The 454-nt window shown below is 70.3% G+C and carries 1 protein-coding gene; it reads left to right on the top strand.

The window, feature by feature from the left end; all coding sequences use genetic code 11:
- Positions 1–247: hypothetical protein (locus M3226_RS31615; protein ID WP_251573433.1), on the top strand; the 247-nt coding region annotated here is incomplete at its 5' end.
- Between the last annotated feature and the right edge of the window lie 207 nt (positions 248–454).

Here is a 454-nt window from a genome sequence, read left to right as displayed (position 1 = left end):
CGTCGAGCTGTTCGCGTGGGATGCCGACACGTTCGACACGCGGATGCAGGGCAGTGCGATCCGGCGCATCGGCTACGAAAGCTGGCTGCGCAATCTCGCGGTCGGGCTCGGCAATGCGCTGCGCGCGGGTGCGGACCGGCTCTCGCCGGCGGCGCGCGACGCGATCGTCGCCGCGCTGCGCGCCCGGGCCGACGATCCGTCGCCGCTCGTGCGCGAGCATGTCGAATGGGCGCTGCGAGCCGCGTGAAGGCGGCGTAAAGTGTCGTCGGCGCGCGGGCAGGGCCGCGCGCATCCCCCGGTCAGGAGAAGGCAATGTTCAACGCAGTCATCGACGCGCCGTTCGGCAAGGTCGGCATCCGTACGGATGCCGCGGTGGTGCGCGAGATCGTCTATCTGCCCGAATCGATGAAGTCGGTCGATCCGGATTCGGCGCTCGCGAAGCGCGCGGTCAAGC

It is taken from the genome of Neobacillus cucumis (assembly GCF_023715505.1).
This window is presented reverse-complemented; position numbering and strand designations above follow the sequence as displayed.